Origin of the sequence: Leucobacter sp. G161, from assembly GCF_001482305.1 — a bacterium.
GTDB lineage: Bacteria > Actinomycetota > Actinomycetes > Actinomycetales > Microbacteriaceae > Leucobacter.
On record NZ_LOHP01000043.1, the window covers coordinates 48,187 to 72,170 of the forward strand.

The 23,984-nt window shown below is 67.8% G+C and carries 19 protein-coding genes; 11 read left to right on the top strand and 8 right to left on the bottom strand.

Annotated elements, in window-relative coordinates; all coding sequences use genetic code 11:
• Window positions 1-26 precede the first annotated feature (26 nt).
• Window positions 27-1,406 (top strand): FAD-binding oxidoreductase, encoded by a 1,380-nt coding sequence (locus tag AUL38_RS03425; RefSeq protein ID WP_059059297.1) that lies wholly within the window; start codon window positions 27-29, stop codon window positions 1,404-1,406.
• A 114-nt stretch (window positions 1,407-1,520) separates the two neighbouring features.
• Here the strand turns inward: AUL38_RS03425 and AUL38_RS03430 are convergent, their stop codons facing one another.
• Window positions 1,521-3,905: a DEAD/DEAH box helicase gene (locus tag AUL38_RS03430; RefSeq protein ID WP_083506550.1), complete on the bottom strand. Its 2,385-nt coding sequence runs from the start codon at window positions 3,903-3,905 to the stop codon at window positions 1,521-1,523.
• Window positions 3,906-4,094: 189 nt separating this feature from the next.
• Here AUL38_RS03430 and AUL38_RS03435 point away from each other — a divergent pair, with 189 nt between their 5' ends.
• The 7 genes from AUL38_RS03435 to hpaD all read left to right on the top strand — a co-directional run bounded on the left by AUL38_RS03435 (window position 4,095) and on the right by hpaD (window position 12,264).
• Window positions 4,095-5,279, top strand: a complete 1,185-nt coding sequence (locus tag AUL38_RS03435; protein ID WP_059059298.1) for a P1 family peptidase — start codon at window positions 4,095-4,097, stop codon at window positions 5,277-5,279.
• A 171-nt stretch (window positions 5,280-5,450) separates the two neighbouring features.
• Window positions 5,451-6,236 (top strand): fumarylacetoacetate hydrolase family protein, encoded by a 786-nt coding sequence (locus AUL38_RS03440; protein WP_059059299.1) that lies wholly within the window; start codon window positions 5,451-5,453, stop codon window positions 6,234-6,236.
• Window positions 6,221-7,048, top strand: coding sequence for an HpcH/HpaI aldolase/citrate lyase family protein (locus AUL38_RS03445; protein ID WP_059059300.1), 828 nt, complete (start codon window positions 6,221-6,223; stop codon window positions 7,046-7,048). Before AUL38_RS03440 ends, AUL38_RS03445 begins: the two co-directional genes overlap by 16 nt.
• 266 nt (window positions 7,049-7,314) lie before the next feature.
• Window positions 7,315-8,814 (top strand): fumarylacetoacetate hydrolase family protein, encoded by a 1,500-nt coding sequence (locus AUL38_RS03450; RefSeq protein WP_059059301.1) that lies wholly within the window; start codon window positions 7,315-7,317, stop codon window positions 8,812-8,814.
• 2 nt (window positions 8,815-8,816) lie between these two features.
• Window positions 8,817-9,488 carry a GntR family transcriptional regulator gene (locus AUL38_RS03455; RefSeq protein ID WP_059059302.1) on the top strand — a complete coding sequence of 224 codons (672 nt, stop codon included), beginning with the start codon at window positions 8,817-8,819 and terminating at the stop codon, window positions 9,486-9,488.
• Between the two features lie 61 nt (window positions 9,489-9,549).
• Window positions 9,550-11,052 (top strand): 5-carboxymethyl-2-hydroxymuconate semialdehyde dehydrogenase, encoded by a 1,503-nt coding sequence (hpaE, locus tag AUL38_RS03460; RefSeq protein ID WP_059059303.1) that lies wholly within the window; start codon window positions 9,550-9,552, stop codon window positions 11,050-11,052.
• A gap of 69 nt (window positions 11,053-11,121) precedes the next feature.
• Window positions 11,122-12,264, top strand: coding sequence for a 3,4-dihydroxyphenylacetate 2,3-dioxygenase (gene hpaD, locus AUL38_RS03465; protein ID WP_059059304.1), 1,143 nt, complete (start codon window positions 11,122-11,124; stop codon window positions 12,262-12,264).
• A gap of 115 nt (window positions 12,265-12,379) precedes the next feature.
• Here the strand turns inward: hpaD and AUL38_RS03470 are convergent, their stop codons facing one another.
• Window positions 12,380-12,955: a hypothetical protein gene (locus AUL38_RS03470; protein ID WP_161937400.1), complete on the bottom strand. Its 576-nt coding sequence runs from the start codon at window positions 12,953-12,955 to the stop codon at window positions 12,380-12,382.
• Between the two features lie 257 nt (window positions 12,956-13,212).
• On the opposite strand from AUL38_RS03470, the gene AUL38_RS03475 reads away from it, so the two are divergent.
• From AUL38_RS03475 to hutI, 3 genes are all read left to right on the top strand, one after another.
• The gene (locus AUL38_RS03475; protein ID WP_059059306.1) at window positions 13,213-14,751 is read left to right on the top strand and encodes an APC family permease; all 1,539 of its coding nucleotides are present in this window, start codon (window positions 13,213-13,215) and stop codon (window positions 14,749-14,751) included.
• Between the two features lie 110 nt (window positions 14,752-14,861).
• Window positions 14,862-16,589, top strand: a complete 1,728-nt coding sequence (gene hutU, locus AUL38_RS03480) for a urocanate hydratase (protein WP_059059307.1) — start codon at window positions 14,862-14,864, stop codon at window positions 16,587-16,589.
• Window positions 16,590-16,599: 10 nt separating this feature from the next.
• Window positions 16,600-17,823: an imidazolonepropionase gene (gene hutI, locus AUL38_RS03485; protein WP_059059308.1), complete on the top strand. Its 1,224-nt coding sequence runs from the start codon at window positions 16,600-16,602 to the stop codon at window positions 17,821-17,823.
• Here the strand turns inward: hutI and AUL38_RS17340 are convergent.
• From AUL38_RS17340 to hutH, 6 genes are all read right to left on the bottom strand, one after another.
• Window positions 17,820-17,963 (bottom strand): hypothetical protein, encoded by a 144-nt coding sequence (locus AUL38_RS17340; RefSeq protein WP_161937401.1) that lies wholly within the window; start codon window positions 17,961-17,963, stop codon window positions 17,820-17,822. The two genes, hutI and AUL38_RS17340, sit on opposite strands and share 4 nt — an antisense overlap.
• Entirely contained in the window at window positions 17,960-19,483 is a 1,524-nt protein-coding gene (locus tag AUL38_RS03490) for an amidohydrolase (protein ID WP_059059309.1), read from the bottom strand. The genes AUL38_RS17340 and AUL38_RS03490 overlap by 4 nt, the downstream gene beginning before the upstream one ends.
• Complete coding sequence (locus tag AUL38_RS03495; protein ID WP_059059310.1) at window positions 19,476-20,834, bottom strand: MFS transporter; 1,359 nt, start codon at window positions 20,832-20,834, stop codon at window positions 19,476-19,478. The genes AUL38_RS03490 and AUL38_RS03495 overlap by 8 nt, the downstream gene beginning before the upstream one ends.
• 34 nt (window positions 20,835-20,868) lie before the next feature.
• Window positions 20,869-21,477, bottom strand: a complete 609-nt coding sequence (locus AUL38_RS03500; RefSeq protein WP_059059311.1) for a TetR/AcrR family transcriptional regulator — start codon at window positions 21,475-21,477, stop codon at window positions 20,869-20,871.
• A 108-nt stretch (window positions 21,478-21,585) separates the two neighbouring features.
• A complete protein-coding gene (locus AUL38_RS03505) occupies window positions 21,586-22,368 on the bottom strand; it encodes an IclR family transcriptional regulator (RefSeq protein WP_059059312.1) in 783 nt (260 codons plus the stop codon).
• 35 nt (window positions 22,369-22,403) lie between these two features.
• Window positions 22,404-23,972, bottom strand: a complete 1,569-nt coding sequence (hutH, locus tag AUL38_RS03510; protein ID WP_059059313.1) for a histidine ammonia-lyase — start codon at window positions 23,970-23,972, stop codon at window positions 22,404-22,406.
• Between the last annotated feature and the right edge of the window lie 12 nt (window positions 23,973-23,984).

Consider the following 23,984-nt stretch of genomic DNA (forward strand, 5'->3'; position numbering starts at 1 on the left):
ACGACGTCCGACGAGGAAGGTGCATCATGCGCACTCACCCCACCCACACGCTCGAGTTACTCTCCGCGAGCCTGCCGGCAGGATCCATCATCACTGATCCAGCCGCAATGGATGCGTATCGCTGGGACAGGGCGCGTGACTCGAACGCCGGGATCCCCCTGGCGGTCGCTCGCGTCACCTCCACCGCCGAAGCACAAACGGTTGTGCGCATCGCAGGCGCTGCTGGGGTACCGATTGTTCCACGCGGCGCGGGATCGGGCCTCTCCGGAGGCAGCACCGCCGTCGCAGGTGGGATCGTCCTCTCCCTGGACCGGATGCGCGACATCACGATCGATCCGCGCACCCGCACCGCGACGGCACAGCCAGGCGCGCTCAACGCCGAGGTGAAGGCCGCAGCGGCATCGCACGGCCTCTGGTATCCGCCCGACCCGTCCTCGTTCGAGTTCTGCTCGATCGGCGGAAACGTGGCAACTAACGCCGGCGGGCTGTGCTGCGTGAAGTACGGCGTCACTACCGACTATGTACTCGGCCTCACCGTGGTGCTCGCCGACGGCCGGGCCGTGCAACTCGGCGGGCCCCGCCTCAAGGACGTCGCTGGGCTGTCACTCACGAAACTCTTCGTCGGCAGCGAGGGCACGCTCGGCATCATCACCGAGGTGACACTCCGGCTCATCCCCGCCCAGGCTCCCTCGGTCACCCTCGTCGCGTTCTTTCCGGCGCTCCCCAGCGCGACCAACGCGGTGCCCAGCATCACCGCTGCGATGCGGCCCTCGATGCTCGAGTTCATGGACCACATGACCATCAACGCGGTCGAAGACGAGACCCGAATGGGACTCGACCGTGACGCTGCGGCGATGCTCGTCGTGCAGTGCGACGAACCAGGCGCGCACGCCGCCGAACAGATTGCCCACGCAGCGAAGATCTGCGTAGCTTCCGGCGCCACCGAGCAGTTCTCCACCACTGACCCTGACGACGGGGAAGCCTTCGTCACCGCACGCCGGATGGCGATCCCCGCAGTGGAACGGCGCGGCACCCTCCTCCTCGAAGACGTCGGGGTGCCACTGCCCCGCCTCGGGGATCTCGTCACGGGGATCGCCGAGATCTCGGAGCGCGCACGCGTACCCATCGCGGTGGTCGCGCACGCGGGCGACGGCAACACCCACCCATTGCTCGTCGTCGACCCGAATGACCCAGCACAACGAGAGCGCGCGGACCTGGCTTTCGGGGAAGTGATGGATCTGGCCACTCGGCTCGGCGGCACCATCACCGGCGAGCACGGGGTCGGGCGGCTCAAGCAGCCCTGGCTCGCCGGCTACCTCGGCGACGACGTCATGGAACTCAACGCGCGAGTGAAGGCAGCGTTGGATCCCGACAACCTGTTCAATCCAGGCGCCGTGTACGGGTGAGGCAAGCCACCACGGCGAGGCAAGCCACCACGCTGGAGACGAAAAGCGAGAAGGCCCCCACCCCTTTGCAGGGTTGGGGGCCTTCTCGCTAGACGCTGTGCGGTTCGCTACTGGTTACCAGCGGGGCTTACGCTTGCCGTCGGGGCGGTCGTTGCCGCCGCCATAGCCACCGCGGTCATCACGACCACGATCGTTGCCGCCGCGGTAGCCGCCACGGTCTTCGCCGCCACGGTATCCACCGCGATCGCCACCGCGCTCGTTGCCGCCGCCGTAACCACCACGTCCGCCGCCGGAGCCGCCGCCGTAACCGCCGCGATCTCCGCCGCCACTGTAGCCGCCACGGTCTCCGCCGCCGCTGTAACCACCACGGTCTCCACCGCGGTCGCTTCCGCCGCGGTAGCCGCCACGGTCGCCGCCGCGGTCACTGCCACCACGGTACCCACCGCGATCGCCACCACGGTCGTTGCCGCCGTACCCGCCGCGTCCGCCACGGTCACCACCGCGGTCGCCGCCGCGGTCGTAGCCGCCGCGACCTGCGCCGCCGCTGTCAGGCTTGAGCTCGATGAGCTTGCCGCTGATGCGGGTCGCTGCGAGCGCCGACATCGTCGACTCCGAGAGGCCCTTGGGCAGCTCGACGAGCGAGAAGTCGTCGCGCACCTGGATGCGCCCGAAGTCACCGCGGGTGAGTCCACCCTCATTCGCGATCGCTCCGATGATCTGGCCCGGCTGAATCTTCTGGCGACGCCCGACCTCGATGCGGTACATCTGCCGGTCACTGCGCTGCTCGCGGGGCTCACGCTTCTCGCGGCCACCGCGGTCGTCGCGCCCACCACGGTCACCGCTGTCCTCGAGGAAGCGGGTAGCCTGCTGGCGGTCACGAGCAAACTTCTGGTCGTCGGCCTCGTCAAGCAGCAGCGGGGTCTTGCCCTGCGAGACGACGGCGAGCGCAGCGGCGACGTCAGCTTCGGGAACATCATGGTGACGCACGTAGTGGTCGATGATGTCGCGGAAGCGCTCAATGCGCTTGGTCTCGCCGAGTGCTGCGGTGATCGCATCGTCGAAGCGGGTGAGGCGCGTTGCGTTCACCTCGTCGATGCGGGGCAGCTGCAGCTGGGTGAGCGTCTGCTTGGTCGCCTTCTCGATAGCGCCGAGCATGCGGCGCTCGCGCGGAGTCACGAAGCTGATCGCGTCGCCCGAGCGGCCGGCGCGGCCGGTACGGCCGATACGGTGCACGTACGATTCGGTATCGATCGGCAGGTCGTAGTTGACGACGTGGCTGATGCGCTCAACGTCGAGACCACGTGCGGCGACGTCGGTCGCGACGAGAATGTCGAGGGTGCCGTCCTTCAGGGCCTGCACGGTGCGCTCGCGCACGTTCTGCGGCACGTCGCCGTTGATCGCGGCTGCCGAGTAGCCACGAGCGCGCAGCTTCTCAGCGACCTGCTCGGAGTCACCGCGGGTGCGGGTGAAGACGATCATGCCGTCGAAGTCCTCGACCTCGAAGATGCGGGTCAGCGCATCGAGCTTCTGCATGTACGACACAACGAGGTAGCGCTGGGTGATGTTCGACGAGGTCTGCGTCTTACCCGCAATCTTCACCTCGCGGGGGTCGTTGAGGTACTGCTGCGAGATGCGGCGGATCTGGTTCGGCATGGTTGCCGAGAAGAGCGCGACCTGCTTCGACTTCGGGGTGTCGGCGAGGATCGTCTCGACGTCTTCAGCGAAGCCCATCTTCAGCATCTCGTCGGCCTCGTCAAGCACGAGGTACTTGATCTGCGTGAGGTCGAGCGAGCCCCGCTTGAGGTGATCCATGATGCGCCCGGGTGTGCCCACGACGATGTCAACGCCGCGGCGAAGCGCCGAGAGCTGCTGGCCGTATGCCTGGCCACCGTAGACGGGGAGGAGGTGCACCTCGGGAAGCTTCGAGGCGAAGCTCTCGAACGCCTCGCAGACCTGGAGCGCGAGCTCACGGGTCGGCGCGAGCACGAGTGCCTGCGGGACGCCCTGGCCCGGCACGATGCGCGAGAGGATCGGCAGCGCGAACGCCGCGGTCTTGCCGGTGCCGGTCTGCGCGAGGCCGACAACGTCGCGCCCTTCGAGCAGGGTCGGAATCGTCGCGGCCTGAATGGCGGACGGGGTCTCGAACCCAACGGCGGTGATCGCTTCGAGCACCTTAGGCGCGAGGCCCAGATCTGCGAACGTCACGCGGTCAGGGTCGGCCTCGGCCGCGGGAGCTGGCTTTTCTGCAGCGGGCTCAGCCACAACGGGCTCGGCTGCTGCGGGCTCGGTGGCAGCAGGCTCAACTGCTGCGGGCTCAGCCGGCGCGGCCTCGGCCGCGGGAGCTGAATCGTTAGATGAATCGGATGAAGTTTCAGGAGCAGTCACAGGAGCAGTCTCAGGAGTCGCTTCTGGCGTCTCGGTCTGCGCGTCAGCGGTTGCGGTCTCGGCAGCGATGGTTTCGTCTGCGGACTCGGGCGCGGGGTTCTCGGAAGAGGGCATCGTATCAGTCTACACCCTTGGGGTATACACCATGCGACATCCCCTATCTCTTGATCGAGAGCACTCAAACCCGCAGACTGGGAGTCCATATGGAGCCCCACGACGACTGCGACAGCTGCCTGCGCGTCACCCATCAGACGTTCACGGACCCCATAGCACCGGACCCCGTAGCACCCCAGGAAGGATCCGATGACTCCCAGTTCCAAGCCCGTGGTTCCCGGCGAGGCTTCCGGCCGAAAGGCCCGCGACCTCGGCATCCGAATGGGCTCATTACCCAACGGCCCACTCAATGCAATCACTGATGTCGCAGGAGTTCGCGTGGGGCACACCACGCTCATCGCTGGCGACGGCCCGCTGATCCGCGGCTCAGGCCCCATCCGCACCGGCGTCACGGTCGTTATTCCTGGGGAGACCCCGTGGAGGCGGCCACTGTTCGCAGCGCCACACCGCCTTAACGGGAATGGCGAGATGACCGGACTCGAACTCATCAGAGAGTCTGGCGAGCTCAGTTCTTACATCGGCCTCACGAATACCCACAGCGTCGGGGTCGTGCGGGACGCTCTCGTCGAGCACGAGGCAACCCTGCGCCCCGCGGGCGAGGAGTACTGGTCGCTCCCGGTCGTTGCAGAAACCTGGGACGGGGTCCTGAACGATCTCAACGGCTTCCATGTCACCCGGGAGCACGTGTTCGATGCAATCGCCAATGCCCACGGAGGCCACGTTGCTGAGGGGAACGTCGGGAGTGGAACCGGCATGATTACACACGGCTTCAAGGGAGGCATCGGCACCGCTTCTCGCGTCGTCGGTGAGGCCGATGGCGGCTACACGGTGGGAGTGCTCGTTCAAGCAAACCACGGCAGGCGGGAGCGGCTCATGATCGAGGGAACACTCGTGGGCCCGGAGATCATGCTCCCCGGCGACGGGGATTCGGCCCGCGAGGAACCGGATGCCAGGTTTGCCCAGCGACTCCCGGACGGCAGCGGCTCGATCATCGTGGTCATTGCGACCGACGCGCCGCTCCTCCCACACCAGTGCGCCCGGCTCGCGCAGCGCGCCACGCTCGGCATCGGCCGCCTGGGTGGGGCCGGCGAAAACGGAAGTGGGGACCTGGTTCTGTGCTTCTCGACCGGCAACACTGATATCCCCGGCGGCTTCGCCGGCACCGCGGCCCCACTCACCTACCCCGCCACCGTACTCAGCAACGAGCGCATCGATCCGCTCTTCTACGCGGTCATAGAGGCAACGGAGGAGGCCATCGTGAACTCCATGCTTGCCGCGGACACGATGGTCGGGATCAATGGCGTGACCCGCCACGCGCTCCCCCACGACCAGCTACTCACACTGTTGAACGCGGCCGGGTCACTACACTCCTAACTACCCGGAACAGCCGGCAACGCCCCAGTCCGCAGACACGCTAGCGCCCGCGCAGCCAGATCGTATACGATCTGCACTGTGTGCTCACGCATCACGCCCGGCCGCAGCGCCAGCGCGACAGGTCCGCGCACCGATCACCCAGTTTTACACCCCCAACGAAGCGGAGGCCACGTGCTCGACCCCTCTCAGATCGCATCCATCGCCGATGAGCTTGTTCAGGCGGATCGCGACCGCGCCGTGATCCCGAAGCTCACCTCGCGCTACCCGGACATGGTGATCGAGGATTCGTACGCGATCCAGAAGGAATGGTCCGACCGGCGTATCAAGGACGGCGCCCGGCTCGTCGGCCACAAGATCGGTCTCACGTCGAAGGTCATGCAGGTCGCTACCGGGATCTCCGAGCCCGATTACGGCGTGATCCACGACGACATGGTGCATGAATCGGGCGCGACGCTCGAATTCGATAGGTTCTCGAACGTCCGCGTCGAGGTCGAGTTGGCCTTCGTGCTCTCGAAGCCACTCGCTGGGCCAAACGTCAACATCTTCGACGTACTCGACGCGACCGCCTACGTCGTGCCCGCGCTCGAGATCCTCAACTCCCACCTCGAGCTCGAGGGCCGCACGATCGTCGATACGATCAGCGACAACGCCGCGATGGGTGCGATGGTGCTCGGCGGCCGCCCGGTCAAGGTCGATGAGGTCGACCTCAGCTGGGTCCCGGCGCTGCTGTACCGCAACCAGACGATCGAGGACTCTGGCGTCGCCGGAGCAATTCTCGGCCACCCCGCGCTCGGGGTCGCCTGGCTGGCGAACAAACTCGCCCAGCACGGGCAATCGCTCGAAGCTGGCGAGATCATCCTCGCGGGGTCGTTCACGAAGCCCATGTGGGTGGAACGTGGCGACACCATCCACGCTGACTACAACGAGCTGGGGTCAGTCACATGCCGATTCGTCTAGACCTTCCCCCGACGCTGCGGGACCGCCTCGGCGAAACCGACCGCGCACTCATCGGCCTGTGGGCCACGGCAGGCAGTGCGGTGAACGCTGAGATCGTTGCCGGCAGCGGCTGTGATTGGGTACTCCTCGACGCGGAGCACTCCCCCAACGGGCTCGAATCGCTGCTCGCACAGCTGCACGCCATGGCTGCCTACCCGGCCACGGTCGTGGTGCGCCCGCCATATGGCGACGCGGTCACCATCAAGCAGTACCTCGACCTGGGAGCCCAGAACCTGCTCATTCCGATGGTGGATTCGGCGGAGCAGGCGGCGGAGGTCGTTCGTTCCGCCCGCTACGCCCCAGAGGGAGTACGTGGTGTCGGGTCGGCGCTTGCCAGGTCGGCCCGATGGAACCGTGTCGAAAACTACCTTGCCCGCGCGAACGAAACCATCAGCATCACCGTTCAGATCGAGAGCGCTGCTGCCGTGAGCGATGTCGCGCGCATTCTTGCAGTTGACGGTGTTGACGCGATCTTCATCGGGCCGGCTGATTTGTCGGCCTCGATGGGCTTGCTCGGCCAGCAGTCACACCCCGCTGTCGTCGATGCCGTGTTGCACGCGATCTCGGCCGCACAGGCCGCGGGAAAGCCCGTCGGCGTGAACGCGTTCGCGCCCGAGCAGGCCGAGCGCTACATCGAGGCTGGCGCGGACTTCGTCGCGGTTGGGGCCGACGTGGCGATCCTGGCCCGCGCTACCGAGGCGCTCGTCGACCAGTTCATTCCCCAGCAGCCCACTGCTGGCGAGCCCTCGGCCACCCCTCGCGCAAGCTACTAGCCCGCGCACACTCCCCCGGCGCTCCCGCTGCCGCTGACCTGCCATGCCTTCAGCGAGGTCATGGCTCTTGTACCGCCGAGACGTCATGACCTCGCTGAGCAGCCATGACCTGAGCAGCCATGACCCGCTCGGGTCATGACCCGAGCAGCCATAACCTGAGCAGCTGGCGGGCACCGCTCCAGCACCACCTGAACACACACAGACACACTTCCCATCGCCCGATGGATCGTATACGATATGAAATACAAAGAAGAGACGAGGTAGTCATGACGTTCGGAATCGACACCCCCGGCAAGATCATTGCTGTCCACCTGAACTATCCCTCGCGGATCGCCCAGCGCGGCCGCACCCCGGAGTTCCCCTCCTACTTCTTCAAACCGGCCTCCTCGCTGGCACCGACCGGCGGCACCGTTGAGCGCCCGGCCGGCACCGCGCTCCTCGCGTTCGAAGGCGAGATCGCGCTCGTCATCGGCGAAGAGGCACGCTGGGTCTCCCCCGAAGACGGCTGGAACTTCGTCTCGCAGGTCACCGCAGCAAACGACCTCGGACTCTACGACCTCCGCGCGGCTGACAAAGGCTCGAACGTGCGCAACAAGGGCGGCGACGGCTTCACCCCGATCGGCCCGGCGACGATCCCGACCGAGGGCATCGGCGAGGGCGACTGGCGCGTGCGCACCTGGGTGAACGGCGAGCTCGTACAGGAGGACACGAGCGACACGCTCAAGTTCCCCTTCGGCCAGCTCGTCGCTGACCGCTCGCAGCACATGACGCTCGAGCCCGGCGACGTGATCCTCACCGGCACACCTGCCGGTTCCTCGGTCGTGCTCCCCGGCGACGTCGTCGAGGTCGAGGTCGACGCGCCAAACGTTCCTGGCGCACCGACCACCGGCCGCCTCGTCACGACGGTCACACAGGGCGAGACCGAGTTTGGTGACTACGGCAACACCCCGACGCTCAGCGAAGCGCAGCAGGTCGAGGCGTGGGGCAGCGAAGCGGATCTCGCCGCGGCACGCACGGCGGGCCATGCGACGGACCTCGCCGCAGAAACAGCAGCAGCGAGCACCGCCGGCCCGCTCACCGACGAAATCCGCGAGCAGCTCGCGGGCGTCGCAGTCGCGACCGTCTCAGCAGCACTGCGCAAGCGCGGGTACACGGAGATCTTCATCGACGGCGTCTACCCGAACCACGAGGGCGACGCGATCCTCGGCACCGCGAAGACGCTGCGGTTCATCCCGTTCCGTCCGGATCTCTTTAAGGAGCACGCGGGCGGCTTCAACGCGCAGAAGCGCGCCTTCGACACAGTGAATCCTGGCGAGGTACTCGTCGTCGAGGCACGCGGCGTCCCCTCAACCGGCACCGTCGGCGATGTGCTCGCGCTCCGGGCTCAGGTCCGTGGGGCTGCTGGCGTCGTCACCGACGGCGGCGTGCGCGACTTCGCCGCCGTGCAGCAGTTCGACATCCCCGTCTTCTCGCAGGGCGCGCACCCGAGCGTGCTCGGCCGCCGCCACGTGCCGTGGGAGACCGACGTCACGATCGCCTGCGGCGGCGCTGCAGTGCAGCCCGGCGACATCATCATGGGCGACCGCGACGGCGTCATCGTGATCCCGCCGTTCCTACTCGCTGAGATCGCGGCAGAAGCTGCCGCGCAGGAAGTCGAGGATGGCTGGGTTGCCGATCGTGTCGCCGAGGGCCACGCCGTCGACGGCCTGTTCCCGATGAACGCCGAGTGGCGCGCGCGCTACAACGCAGAAACCGGCAAGGCGTAACCGTGTCTGCCGAATCCAAGTCGGAGCGGGCGTACCGCCTCATCAGGGGGCGGATCAACGCCGGCCAGTACATGCCGGGCCACCGGCTCGTGCTCGCGCCGATCGCCACCGAGCTCGACATGTCGGTGGTGCCGGTGCGCGAGGCGATCCGCCGCCTCGAGGCGGAGCAGCTCGTCACCTTCGAGCGCAACGTCGGCGCCCAGGTCTCGCTCGTGAAGGAGACCGAGTATCTGCACACCATGCAGACGCTCGCGCTCGTCGAGGGCTCGGCGACGGGGCTCGCCGCCCCGTTCATCACGGCGGATCAGGTCGCGCGCGCACGCACAGTGAACGAGACGATGCGTGAATCGCTCACCGCGTTCGACCCGCAGCGCTTCACGGAGCTCAACCTCGAGTTCCACGCCGTGCTGTTCGAAACGTGCCCGAACCCGCACATCCTCGAACTTGTGCATCGCGGTTGGAGCCGCATGAACGTGCTCCGTAATTCATCGTTCAGCTTCGTCCCGGGCCGCGCAAGCGAATCGGTCGAGGAGCACGAGCGGATACTCCAGCTCATCGAGCAGGGCGCGTCCCCGCTCGACATCGAGCTCGCAGCCCGCGAGCACCGCACCAAGACGCTCGACGCCGTCATGGCCCGCGCGGACGAGCAGAAGCACCCGGCTTCGGCCGCGTAACTCAGCCCACAGCACCCCACATCATCCAGATTCAAGCACCCAGACCAACGGAGGCGACAGCATGACTCAGAACACACCCGCAGGGATTCCCGACAAGATCCGCCACTTCATCGACGGTAAGTTCGTCGATTCGGTCGGCGGCGAGGAGTTCGACGTCCTCGATCCCGTCACGAACGAGACCTATATTCGCGCGTCGGCAGGCCAGCAGGCCGATATTGACCTCGCGGTCGCGGCTGCGCGTCGCGCGTTCACCGACGGCCCGTGGCCGAAGATGGTGCCGCGGGAACGCTCACGCATCCTGCACAAGATCGCCGACATCGTCGAGTCGCGTGACGCGCAGCTCGCCGAGCTCGAGAGCTTCGACTCGGGCCTGCCCATCACGCAGGCCAAGGGCCAGGCACGCCGCGCCGCAGAGAACTTCCGGTTCTTCGCCGACCTCATCGTCGCCCAGCACGACGACACTTTCAAGGTGCCCGGCCGCCAGATCAACTACGTGAACCGCAAGCCGATCGGCGTCGCCGGGCTCATTACGCCGTGGAACACGCCGTTCATGCTCGAGTCGTGGAAGCTCGGCCCCGCGCTCGCGACCGGCAACACCGTCGTGCTCAAGCCCGCCGAGTTCACGCCACTGTCGGCGTCGCTCTGGGGCGAGATCTTCCGCGAGGCCGGCGTGCCCGACGGCGTCTTCAACCTCGTGAACGGATTCGGCGAGGAGGCTGGCGACGCGCTCGTCAAGCACCCCGAGGTGCCGCTCATCTCGTTCACGGGTGAGTCGAGCACCGGCTCGCTCATCTTCGGCAACGCTGCCCCCTATCTCAAGGGACTCTCGATGGAGCTCGGCGGGAAGAGCCCGGCTGTCGTGTTCGCAGATGCGGATCTCGAGTCGGCGCTCGACGCAACCGTGTTCGGTGTGTTCAGCCTGAACGGCGAGCGCTGCACCGCCGGCAGCCGCATCCTCGTCGAGCGTTCGATCTACGACGAGTTCGTCGAGCGCTACGCCGAGCGCGCGAAGAACGTGGTCGTCGGCCTGCCGTCGGACCCCGCAACTGAGGTTGGCGCGCTCGTGCACCCCGAGCACTACGAGAAGGTCATGAGCTACGTCGAGATCGGCAAGACCGAGGGCCGTCTCGTCGCCGGTGGCGGCCGCCCCGAGGGCTTCCCCGTCGGCAACTTCGTCTCCCCCACCGTGTTCGCTGATGTCTCCCCCGACGCGCGCATCTTCCAGGAGGAGATCTTCGGGCCGGTCGTCGCGATCACCCCGTTCGACACCGACGAGGAAGCACTCGAGCTCGCGAACAACACGAAGTACGGCCTCGCGGCCTACATCTGGACCTCGGATCTCAAGCGCGCCCACAACTTCTCGCAGTCCGTTGAGGCCGGCATGGTGTGGCTGAACTCGAACAACGTGCGCGACCTGCGCACCCCGTTCGGCGGCGTGAAGGCCTCGGGTCTCGGCCACGAGGGCGGCTACCGCTCGATCGATTTCTACACCGACCAGCAGGCCGTGCACATCACGCTGAACGAGGCACACTCGCCGAAGTTCGGCGCGGGCCCCAGCAAGTAACCACAGCCAAGATTCCGGTGTGCGCGCTCCGCTGCGAGCGCGCACACCACCACCCAGGAAGGACAACGCATGTCTGAGCTCAAGGGTCGCGAAAAGACCTCCTCCGGCTTCTACGTCACCAAGGAAGCCCCCATCGTGACCGACAACCCGGTCCCCACCCCCTCGGTTCCCGCGCCGGATATTCTCCGCTGCGCGTACATGGAGCTGGTCGTCACCGACCTCGCGAAGTCGCGCGAGTTCTACGTTGACGTGCTCGGCCTCACCGTCACCGAGGAATACGAGAACACGATCTACCTCCGTTCGCTCGAGGAGTTCATCCACCACAACCTCGTGCTCCGCAAGGGCGACGTCGCCGCGGTTGCCGCGTTCTCGTACCGCGTGCGCAGCCCCGAAGAGCTCGATAAGGCTGTCGCCTTCTACGAGGAGCTCGGCTGCCGTGTTGAGCGCCGCACAGAGGGCTTCACAAAGGGCATCGGCGACTCGGTGCGCGTTGAGGATCCGCTCGGCTTCCCCTACGAGTTCTTCTACGACGTCGAGCACGTCGAGCGGCTGTCGTGGCGCTACGACCTGCACACGCCTGGCGCGCTCGTGCGGCTCGACCACTTCAACCAGATCACGCCTGACGTGCCGCGCGCGGTGAAGTTCATGCAGGATCTCGGCTTCCGCGTCACCGAGGACATTCAGGACGAGGAGGGCACCGTCTACGCCGCGTGGATGCGCCGCAAGCCGACCGTGCACGACACCGCGATGACCGGCGGCGACGGCCCCCGCATGCACCACGTCGCGTTCTCGACCCACGAGAAGCACAACATCCTCGCGATCTGCGACAAGCTCGGAGCGCTCCGCATGTCCGACCGCATCGAGCGCGGCCCGGGCCGCCACGGCGTCTCGAACGCGTTCTACCTGTACATCCTCGATCCCGACGGCCACCGCGTCGAGATCTACACGCAGGATTACTACACGGGCGACCCCGACAACCCGGTCGTCACGTGGGACGTGCACGACAACCAGCGCCGCGACTGGTGGGGCAACCCCGTCGTGCCGTCGTGGTACACCGAGGGCTCGCTCGTGCTCGATCTCGACGGCAAGCCGCGCGAGGTCGTCGCCCGCACCGATGCCAGCGAGATGGCAGTGACCATCGGCGCTGACGGCTTCTCCTACACGCGTGACGAAGAGGGCGACAAGGGCTTCAAGCTCGGCAACACGCTCTAGCGTTCGCAGCGAGAATGGGCCGGTGCGCACGCGCGCACCGGCCCATTCCTGTATCCAGACGACGGGTTTGCAGGTGTAGCGATCAGTAGAAGTTGTGGGATACGGTGACAGGCGATCACGCGAGCATCGATCCAAGCATCAGTGACATCGCCCCCGCTTCCACGGCAGCGACCCGTCGTCCATCTCGGAGTGCGGCGAGTGCGACTCCCCCGAGCGCTACCACGAGCACGACGACGGCCGCTACCAGCCAGCCTGCGGGTAACGTTCCGCCGTGGTGGTGGACAACCTCGCCGATTTCTGGCTCGGCTCCCGCGTTCATGGCGGCGACACCCGAGGCGGCGATCTCAGCCCCACGAGTGAACTCTGGAGCCGCCCGAAGTAGCACGAGCGCCGCCATCGCCGGATACGCGATAGCGCACAGAATCCCCTGCGCACGGTCGCTCGAGATTTCCGGCCCGCCGGCCCCAGCACCAGTGTCGACCTGCGCCGGCCGCAACGATGACCCGACCAGCAGTCCTCCCCCGATGAGGAGTGCGGCCCAGATCACTGGGGATACGAGCAGGGTGATCGCATGATCAAGCATCGCAATGCACATCACCGACGCAGCGACAATCTGCAACGGGCTGCGCGACTGGGCGGCGCACCACACACACAGTGCGGCGGCCGCGACCATCACTGTCGCTGCGAGCATCATTCCACCCTACGGAGCTTGCCTGCAGATTCGATGCCGCGCGGGCGAGGCATGCGCTCAGAGACATGCACTATGCGCCCCCAGCAGAGTCACTGTCACGTGACCTGGGAAGTCTGCACTGCGAGTCATGGGCCGTGCGCTGGCTACACAGCCAAGGCCTACCTCCACGCTGTGCAGCTTCTTAGACTCTGTTTCGACGCGCTCAACGGGACCCCGAATGGCGCACCGGCAACGACGCCACGAGAGGACTCACGCACATGAGCGAAGCAACGCACTCCGCGCACCCGACAGACCCTGGCTTGAGCCGCCGCACGCTGGGGGCTCCCGCGATCACGTTCATGATCATCGCGGCATCTGCCCCGCTCACGGTCATCGCTGGCGGTGTCACCACATCCTTCGCGGTGACCGGCTCGCTCGGGGTGCCGCTCGGGTTCCTCGTGATCGCGGTGATTCTCACCGTGTTCGCGGTCGGATACACGGCGATGGGCCGCCACATCACGAACGCGGGCGCCTTCTACGCGTACATTTCGCAGGGCCTCGGTCGTGCGGCGGGAGTGGGCGCTGCGCTCATCGCGCTCGTTGCGTACAACGCGATGCAGATCGGCATCTTTGGGCTGTTCGGGTTTCAACTGTCGATGTTCCTCGAAACAAAGTTCGGTATCAGCACGCCGTGGTGGGCGTGGATCATCGGCGGCATTGCCCTCGTCGGCGTGCTCGGCATGAACAAGATCGACGTCTCAGCGAAGGTGCTCGGGGTGCTCGTCGCACTGGAGTTCCTCGTGGTCATCGTCTTTGATGTGTACGCGATTGCTGCCGCACCTGAGGGTGTGACGACGGCGACGCTGAATCCCGCGGAGCTCTTCGGCCCGTCGCTCGGCATCGTACTTGTCTTCGGTGTCGCCGCGTTCATGGGGTTCGAGGGCGCTGCGATCTACGGCGAGGAAGCGAAGGATCCGAAGCGCACCGTGCCGCGGGCAACCTACGCGGCGGTCGCGATCATCGGCCTGTTCTACGCCTTCAGCGCCTGGGCGTTCTCGGTTGGTGTCGGCCCCTCGAACATCGTCGCGGCCTCGCAGGAGTCCGGGCCCGACCTCATGTTCGTGTTCATGTCGGACCACGTGAGCGTGCTGTTCGTGGACATCATGAACATCCTGTTCCTCACGAGCCTGTTCGCTGCGCTCCAGTCGTTCCACAACGCTGTCGCGCGCTACTTCTTCTCGCTCGGGCGCGAGGGTGTGCTGCCGACCTGGTTCGCCCGCACTGGCCCCTCGGGGGCGCCCTGGGCTGGCTCGATCGCACAGACGATGATCGCACTCGTTGTGACCGTCGGTTTCGCCCTCGCCGGCGACGCATTCGGGGGCGCCGAGGCGCTCGGCGACCAAAGCTTCCTGTACCCGGTGCTCACAATGTTCACCTGGCTCACGAACACCGGAGCGATGGCGCTCGTGATGCTCATGGCGGTGATCGCGGCAGCCGTGATCGGGTTCTTTGCGAAGGATCGGCGCGGCCTCGGACTCTGGCCGACCCTCATTGCTCCCCTACTCTCTGGCCTCCTCCTCGCGTGGGTCTTCGTGATGATCATCGCGAACTTCCACGTGCAGATGGGCCAGGAGTCGCCGGAACCGAGCACCTACGTGCTGCCGATCATCGTCGCGCTCGCCGGGGTCGTCGGTGTGGTGTGGGGGCTCGTGCTCCGGGCGAAGCGGCCAGCAATCTACGAGCGGATCGGTCGCGGCACCGAGCCGGGCGCGTACGGCACGCAGCTCGTCGACGTCGTGGATTCCAGGGAGCTGTAGACGCGGCGACGAACCCCGCGTCCGGGGTCCCGGACACCCGCGAGCCGGGGAGCGTTGTGTCGCTCTCCGGCTCGCGGTGTGATGGAGTCACCTGATCGAAAGGACCCATCATGGCCCTCCCCGGTGCACGCCCCGTCCGCTCCCCTCGCGGCACGGAGATCTCAACGAAGAGCTGGCAGACCGAAGCCCCGCTACGCATGCTCATGAACAATCTCGACCCCGAGGTTGCAGAGCGACCGGACGACCTCGTCGTCTACGGCGGCACCGGCCGCGCCGCCCGCTCGTGGGATGCCTTTGACGCAATCATTGACACGCTCCGCGATCTCGAGGACGACGAGACGCTCCTCGTGCAGTCGGGCAAGCCCGTCGGCGTCTTCCGCACCAACACATGGGCACCGCGCGTGCTCCTCGCAAACTCGAACCTCGTCGGCGACTGGGCAACGTGGCCCGAGTTTCGTAAGCTCGAGGCCGAGGGCCTCATGATGTACGGCCAGATGACCGCGGGCTCGTGGATCTACATCGGCACGCAGGGCATTCTGCAGGGCACCTACGAGACCTTCGCCGCCGCGGGCAGGAAGCTCATCAGCCAGGGCCGCGCTGCAGCTGTCGAGGGCAAGGGATCCCTCGCTGGCACCATCACACTCACCGGCGGCTGCGGCGGCATGGGCGGTGCCCAGCCGCTCGCCGTCACCCTCAACGACGGCGCCTGCCTCGTCGTCGACGTCGACAAGACCCGGCTCGACCGCCGCGTCGGCAAGCGCTACCTCGACGAGGTCGCCACGAACCTCGACGACGCGCTCGCGACGCTGCAGCGCGCGAAGGACGAGCAGCGCGGCTGGTCCGTCGGCCTCGTCGGCAACGCCGCCGAGGTGTTCCCCGAGATCCTCCGCCGGCATCGCGCCGGCGAGATCACGGTGGATCTCGTGACCGACCAGACGAGCGCGCACGACCCCCTCTCGTACCTCCCGATCGGCTACGAGGCGAGCGAGCTGCTCGCGCGTGCCGAGGCGGACCCCGAGGGCTTCACCCGTGACGCGCAGGCGTCGATGGCGCAGCACGTGCGCGCGATGGTCGAGTTCCAAGACGCGGGGGCCGAGGTCTTCGACTACGGCAACTCGATCCGCGACGAGGCACGCACGGGCGGCTACGACCGCGCCTTCGACTTTCCCGGCTTCGTCCCGGCCTACATTCGCCCGCTGTTCTCCGAGGGGCTCGGGCCCTTCCGCTGGGCCGCGCTCTCGGGCGACCCCGAAGACATTCGAGTGACGGACGCCGCACTCAAGGACCTCTTCCCGGAGAACACCCACCTGCACAACTGGCTCGACGCCGCAGCAGAGCGGGTCGAGTTCGAGGGACTCCCCGCCCGCATCTGCTGGCTCGGATACGGCGAACGCCACCAGGCCGGGCTACTCTTCAACAGCCTCGTCGCCGAGGGCAAGGTGCAGGCCCCCATCGTCATCGGCCGCGACCACCTCGACGCAGGCTCCGTCGCCTCCCCCTACCGCGAGACCGAAGCGATGGCCGACGGCTCCGACGCGATCGCCGACTGGCCCCTGCTCAACGCCCTCACCGCGGCATCGTCTGGCGCGACCTGGGTGTCGATCCACCACGGCGGCGGCGTCGGCATCGGCCGCTCGATCCACACCGGCCAGGTATCCGTCGCCGACGGCTCCGAGCTCGCCGCCGAGAAACTCGAGCGGCTACTCACGAACGACCCGGGCATGGGCGTGATCCGGCACGTCGACGCGGGCTACCAGCGCGCGGCCGACGTCGCGAAGGAGCGCGGCGTGCGCGTGCCGATGGAGCCAACCATTCGCAACACCGAAACTGCCTGGTAGGAATAGATTCATGACGCGCACCCTCCTCATCGACAACATCGGCGAGCTCACCACCAACGATGAGTCGCTCGGCGACGGGCTCGGCGGCCGCCTCGCAGACGCCGCCGTCGTCTTCGAGGGCAACCGCGTGGCCTGGGTCGGCCCCGCTTCGCAGGCCCCCGCGGCCGACGACCGCTTCGACGCCGCGGGCCGCGCGGTGCTGCCGGGGTGGGTCGACTCGCACACCCACATGGTGTTCGCTGGCGACCGCACGGCCGAGTTCGAGGCGCGCATGGCCGGTGAGTCGTATGCCGCGGGTGGCATCAACGTCACTGTCGACGCCACCCGCGCCGCCACGGATGAGGCGCTGGCCGCGAACCTCGGGCGGCTCGTCGCTGAGGCGCGGCGCGACGGCACCACCACGATGGAAACGAAGACCGGGTACGGGCTCACCGTCGCCGATGAGGAGCGCTCAGCACGGGTCGCGGCGCTCCACGCCGACGCCGTCACATTCCTCGGCGCGCATGTGGTTCCGGCGGGGGCCGGCCCGGCCGACTACCTCGATCTCGTCACCGGCGAGATGCTCGACGCCGTTGCCCCGCTCGTGAGCGCGGTCGACGTGTTCTGCGAGACCGGCGCCTTCGATGAGGCGCAGACTCGCAGGATCCTCGAATCCGCGTCGGCGAAGGGGCTCGCGACGCGGGTGCACGGCAACCAGCTCGGACATGGGCCGGGCGCGCGGCTCGCGGTCGAACACGGCTCGCTCAGCGTCGACCACCTCGGGTTCCTCACCGACGCAGACATCGAAGCGCTCGCGGGATCGTGGGCGCACGGCGAGCGCGGCACCGTCGCGACCGTGCTCCCCGCGTGCGATCTCTCGACCCGGATGCCGCTCGCCCCGGCCAGGCAGCTCCTCGACGCTGGCGCGCAGCTCGCGATTGCTTCGAACTGCAACCCTGGTACGTCGTACACGAGTTCAATGGGGTTCTGTGTCGCGACCGCTGTACTGCAAATGGGGCTCACGGTGCAGGAGGCGGTCCGCGCGGCCACCCTGGGCGGCGCGACCGCGCTCGGAATGACCGAGGACGGCTGGGTCGACCCACGCGGTACCCGGCAGCCGCGCGTCGGCACGCTCGGCGTGGGCGCCCGCGCCGACCTCCAACTCCTCGACGCTCCCTCGGTCACCCACCTCGCCTACCGCCCCGGTATGCGGCTCACCGGGGCGGTTTGGCGGGCGGGCGAACGCCTCGTTTAGGCAGCGCCGCGGCGGTCGGCGACGATCCGGCCGCCGCGAATCGTGAGCACGTTGCGGGTCTGCCAGATCTCGCGCTCGTGCGCCGCGAACGGATCGCGGTCAGCGAGCGCAAGGTCGGCTGGACGGCCCGCTTCGATCACCCCGGCGAGCCTGGCGTGCCGAGCAGCCAGTGGGAGACACGCGTGTAGCCGTCGAGCGCGGCCGCGAGACTCAGTGCTTCGTCCGGCAACAGCTTCGGCGTTCCCGTCTCTCCAGGCGCCTGCCGGTTCACCGCGACGTGCAGCGCCTGCCAGGGATCCGGTGTCGACACCGGCCAGTCCGACCCAAAGGCGAGTGTCGCTCCGCTGCGGGCAAGTGAGCCGAATGGATACTGCCATGCGGCCCGCTCCTCACCGAGGATCGGCAGCGTCAGTTCCACCATTTGCTGCTCGAGCGCAGCCCACAGCGCCTGACAGTTTGCGACAACTCCGAGCTCCGCGAACCGCGGCACATCGGCAGGGTCGACGACCTGCAGGTGGGCGATGTGGTTGCGCACGCCCGCGCGATCGGCGGCGGGGACCGCCGCAACCGCGTCGAGCGCATACTTCGCCGCTCGATCACCGATCGCATGGAAGTGCGCGTTGAATCCCCGCGCGTTGAGCCGGGGGACGAGCGCGATGAGATCCTCCGCCGAGAAGTAGGCAAGCCCGCGCTCGACTTCTCCGCCACCGCACTCGCACACGTATGGATCGTTCATCGCGGCCGTGAGATTCTCGGCAACGCCGTCGACCATGATCTTCGCGGTGTCCGTGCGGAACCCAAGCTTCGCCGCTGCAGCCCGTCGACGCTCGAAGTCGGCGACGACGGCCTCGGCGTCGATCGGTGAGTCCGGATCGCCGAGATCGCGCGTCACCCACAGCGCACCCGAGACGTCGGCCTCGAGGGTGCCCGCCGACACTTCTGCTGTGTAGGCCTCGGTCGTGTCGGGATAGCCGGCGTACGCGCCGAGGATCGCCTCCTGCCACGCCGTCACTCCGTAGCCGAGCAGAATGTCCGCCGCACGCAGCAGGCCGGTGCGGCACTCGGCCATCGTTGTCGGCGGCAGCACGTGCGCGAAGAGCTCTTGTGCACCCTCGTGGATCGTGCCGCTCGGGGTGCCGTCGGGGTGCCGTTCGAAGCGTCCGTCAGCGGGGTCAGGGGTCGAAGCGTCGATCCCTGCGAGTTCGAAGGCGCGCGAGTTCGCCCAGGCACCGTGATGGTCGGCGTTGATGAGAAACACCGGGTGGTGTGGCGCGACCTCATCGAGGGCCTCCCGCGTGGGGGTACCGCCGGCGAAGTGTGCCATGCTCCACCCGCCGCCGACGATCCACTCCGCCGTGTGTGACGCAGCGTAGTCAGCGATCCGCGCGAGCGTCGCCTCGCCGCTGTCGCAGTCGCTGAGTTCGAGCCTGCCGAGTTCTACACCGGCGAACACCGCGTGGATGTGGGCGTCGGCGAAACTGCCGGTGAGGAGCCCACCGCGGGCCTCAATCGTTTCCGCCCCTGCGGCTTCTGGCAGCGCGGCGATCTCGCCGCTCGAGCCGATTGCGGCGATGCGTCCGTCGCGAATGAGCACCCCTCGGTCGCTGACGGGGGCTCCCCCGAGGAACGCGGTTGCGCTGGTAATCAGCAGGTCAGTCATTGTCAGCTCCAATCGTTGGACGGGTGGTGGGTGCTGCGTCCGCAGCCGCAGCGAGTGCGTCCGCAGCCGCAGCGTCTTCTGCCGCGCTGCGGTCGCGGTGGCGGGCGGCGAACATCGACGCGTAGACGATGAGCGCGCCTGTCACTGCCGCAAGCAGTGTCATCACGACTGCGAGCGTGCCGGTGCCGAAGCGCGACAGCCGCTGCGAAGCGACGAGGGGTCCGAGTGCAACGCCAACGATGTAGATGCCGTTCACGAGCACGCTCACGCCGCCGTCGCGTGACAGCGAGGCCGCGAGGCCAAAGATGAGCGGCAACATGGCGCCAAAGGCGAAGCCCCAGACGGCACTCGCGGTGGCGTACATGGCCGGGTTCTCGAGGAGCATCAGCCCGAGCTTCGCTGCAGCGCTCAGCCCGAGCAGGCCGACGAGTGCTGGCGATCGACCGAACCAGCGGTGCAGGAACGGGGCGACAAGCGCGCCGCCGAGGCCGCAGAACACGGAGAGCGCGAAGATCATCGAGACGTAGTTGTCGCCCACCGGCATCGAGCTCTCGCCGACGATGACGCTCACGACGCCGTAGATACCGTCGTCGGTGATTGACCAGACGCCGAAGCCGATCGCGAGCAGCCAACCGACGAGCCGCGTGCGCTTGTCGGCGTCACTCAGAGTGTGTGCCACACCGCTCGCGGTGCGCGCCTCGCGCACTCGCGCGGGGGCAGGCGGGGCCGCATCACCGGCTGAAGCGGCGGAAGCGGCGGTGCCGACGACCGAGACGACCGCGGTCTCCTCGGGCACCTGCGGCAACCACTTCGAGCCGATGAACCCAAGAATGCCGGGGACAGCGAGAATGAGGAAGAGCTCGCGTGTTCCACCGCCGATGAGCGGGATCATCAGGAACGCGACGGTGACAACCAGACGGTTCACGGTCATCACGATCGTGGTTGCCCGGTCGGGGTCTGGCGTCGCTGATACCGCAGACGTCGCAGCTGAGATCACCAGTCCGGAGCCAACACCGCCGACGATCAGGGCTGTCATGGTGACACCGGCGGCGGGCCACATCGCGCCAGCGGCAAACGCGGTCATCATAATGACCAGGCCGAGGCGCGCGATGCGCGTGCGGTTGCCTCGCTGCACCGCACGCCGGGAGCCGAGCACTGCAGCGGCATTTGCGAGGGTCATGCCGGTCGCAACGGCGCCTGCGACCGTGACGTCGACGCCGATCTCGTACACGAGCTTCTCGACAATTGAGGGAACCAGGTTGGCTGGCAGCAGCGCGAACACCCAGGTGGTGATCAGCGCGACCATTGTCGGTGCGCCAGCACGGGCGACACCGGTATGCGAACTCGTCATTGCGTTCTTTCTGTTGTGGGGAAGGGCGGGAGCGTCAGCCGTCTGCCGGGGAATCCCGCAGCAGCCCGGTGAGGATGTCGTCAAGGGTTCGACGGAGGTGGACTCTGCGGTCCGCGTCCTCTGGCAGGGTCGCGAGGGCGGCGGCGAGCCGCGGGTACTCCCCCGGATCGGCGTCTGCAGCCTGGAACGGGGGTGAGATCAGGTCGAATGCTGCTCCGAGGACGGTGCCGTCGATCGCCCCGATGAGTGAGAGCAGGCGGTCGTCGGTGACGCCGATGCTGTGCAGCGTTGCGGCGAGTTCCTCGTAGAACCAGGTGAGCTCCTCATCACGGAGCGGCTCGGTGACGAGCAGCGGCACGAGCGCTGGGATGCCGGAGGCGAACTCCCAGTAGGAGTGCACGATGCGGGAGAGCCGATCTCGCCCCGCGGTGTCACCCAGCTCGGCCCTGAGGTCAGCGATCCAGTCGCGCCGCAGCAGGTGCACGAGCGCAGCCTTCGACGGTACGTGGTGATAGATCGAGGAAACGCGCACGTCGAGTTCCCGAGCGAGCTGCGCGAGGGTGAAATCGCCGTCGAGCGCGAGGCGCCGAACGGCCTCGAGGATCCGTTTCTCGCTGAGGATAGGGGTGAGCGGTCGCGCCATTGCGGTCCAATCTGATCGGTTGGCCCACTGTAACCGGGCGACGCCATCGAACGCAAACCGAATGGCGTTCGGTTATTGGTTGCGGCCCCGGATCAGGCCGCACCTTCGCTACGCAGCCGGCTTCCGCCCGTGGATCCGCTGCGAGAGCGCGGCAGCGGCTTGCCGCACCTCGTGTGCGAGCGCGGCGTAGTCCTCTCCCCCGAATTGTGCGTCACGGAACGTCACCGCGATCGACGCGACCGGCCACCCGCGGTGATCAAGGACAGGCGCAGCAACCGATGAGAGGCCCTCCGTGACCGAGCCGCGCTCGAGCGCGAACCCGCGAGTCACCGTGTCGTCGAGCACGGTTCGCAGCTTCGAATACCGGTCGACCCCGTTCGGCTCGCTCAGGCGGTGCGCGAAGGCCTGCGCATTTGGGTAGAGGGCGCGCACCTGAGCGCGCGGCAACGCCGCCAGGATAGCTCGACCGCTCGCTGTGACGTGCATGGGCAGCCGCACGTCGACGTCGGTGACGAGGGGCGGGGATCCCGGGGCGCGCTCCTCGATGACGTACAGCACATCACTGCCGTTCGGCACCGCGAGGTGGCCGCTCTGCCCGAGCCGATCGACAAGACTCGCCAGCAGCGGCCGCCCGAGGCGCGCCAGCGGCTCCTGTCGTTCGTACGCCGAACTCAGCTCGACGGCAGCGATGCCAAGCCCGTACCGCTTCTCCTCAGGCAGGTGCATGACGAAACCGTGGTCTTGCAGCGTGGCGAGCAGTTGGTAGACCGTGGAGCGGGGAAGCTCGAGCTGAGCGGCGATGATGCTCGCGGGCACCGGCCCCCGCGAGCGCGCGAGCAGGCTGAGGATGCGCAGCGTCTGGTCGGCGGCGGGTGCCTTCGGCTCACTCATGTCGGCAGTGTATCCCGCTCCCCGGCAGCGCCGCGTTAGGCGAGGCTGGCGCCCAGGCCTTCCTCCGCCGCAGCGAGCACCTGGCCCCTCACGACGAAGCCGTGGGCCGCGTCGATGGTCGGCGACAGGAACGTGTCGGTCTCGGGCGCGGGGATCTCGGTGCGGAACAGCGCGTGCACCGCGGCCGTCGCGGGAGCGGGTGCGCCCGCCCCGTCGGCGGCCCGGAAGTCGAGGGCCCGCGTCGAGGTGAGCAGTTCTATAGACAGCACACGCGACAGCCCGTCGATCGCGCGCCGCAGCTTGAGCGCTGCCGCCCACCCCATCGAGACGTGATCCTCCTGCATCGCCGACGACGGAATCGAGTCGACCGACGCGGGAACGGCGAGGCGCTTGAGCTCCGAGACGATACCGGCGGCCGTGTACTGCGCGATCATCAGCCCCGAGTCGAGGCCGGCGTCAGCCGCGAGGAACGGCGGCAGGCCGTGGTTGCGGGCGACGTCGAGGAAGCGGTCGGTGCGGCGCTCGGAGATCGACGCCAGATCCGCGACCGCGATCGCGAGGAAGTCGAGCACGTACCCGATGGGTGCGCCGTGAAAGTTGCCGTTGGACTCCACGCGGCCGTCGGGCAGCACAACGGGGTTGTCGATCGCCGAGCCGAGCTCGACGGCGGCAACCCGCTCAGCGTGCGCCGCGGTGTCGCGGGCGGCACCGTGCACCTGGGGCGCGCAGCGCAGCGAGTACGCGTCCTGCACCCGGCTGAACTCGCCCTCGCGGGGTCGCTGCACGAGCTGCGAGTCGGCGAGCACCGCCGCCATGTTCGCGGCCGATACCCCCTGGCCAAGGTGCGGGCGGAGCGCGTGCAGCTCGGCCTGGAAGACGGCGTCGGTGCCGGTGAGCGCCTCGACGCTCGCGGCCGCTGCGAGGTCGGCGACCGTGAAGAGCTGCTCGAGGTCGGTGAGGGCGAGGCAGAGCATCCCGAGCATGCCGTCGGTGCCGTTGATGAGCGCGAGCCCCTCCTTCTCGGCGAGCACGACCGGCGAGATGCCGGCTGCGGCGAGCGCGCTGGCTGCGTCGATGGGTGCGGCGTGCGGATCCTCACCCACGCGCACGTTGCCCTCCCCCATGAGCGTGAGCGCGCAGTGCGCGAGCGGGCTGAGGTCACCCGAGCAGCCGAGCGAGCCGTACTCGTGCACGACGGGCGTGATGCCGGCGTTGAGGATCGCGGCGTAGGTTTCTGCGACGACCGGGCGCACGCCGGTGCGGCCGGTGGTGAGGGTCTGGAGGCGCAGCAGCATGAGCGCGCGCACGACCTCGCGGTCGACCTCGGTGCCGGTGCCGGCCGCGTGCGAGCGGATGAGACTGCGCTGGAGCTGCTGCCGTTTCTCGACGGGGATCTGCACCTTGGCGAGCGCGCCGAAGCCGGTGGAGACGCCGTAGTGGGGGCGGGTGTCGCTCGCGAGCTCGTCGATGACGGCGCGGCTCGCGGCGACGCGTTCGAGCGCTGCGGCGCTGATCTCGACGGTGGCGGTGTGGCGCGCGACGGCGACGACGTCGGCGCGGCTGAGCGGGGCGTCGCCGAGGGTGACGGTGAGGTTCGAAGTCATGCTTCGATCCCA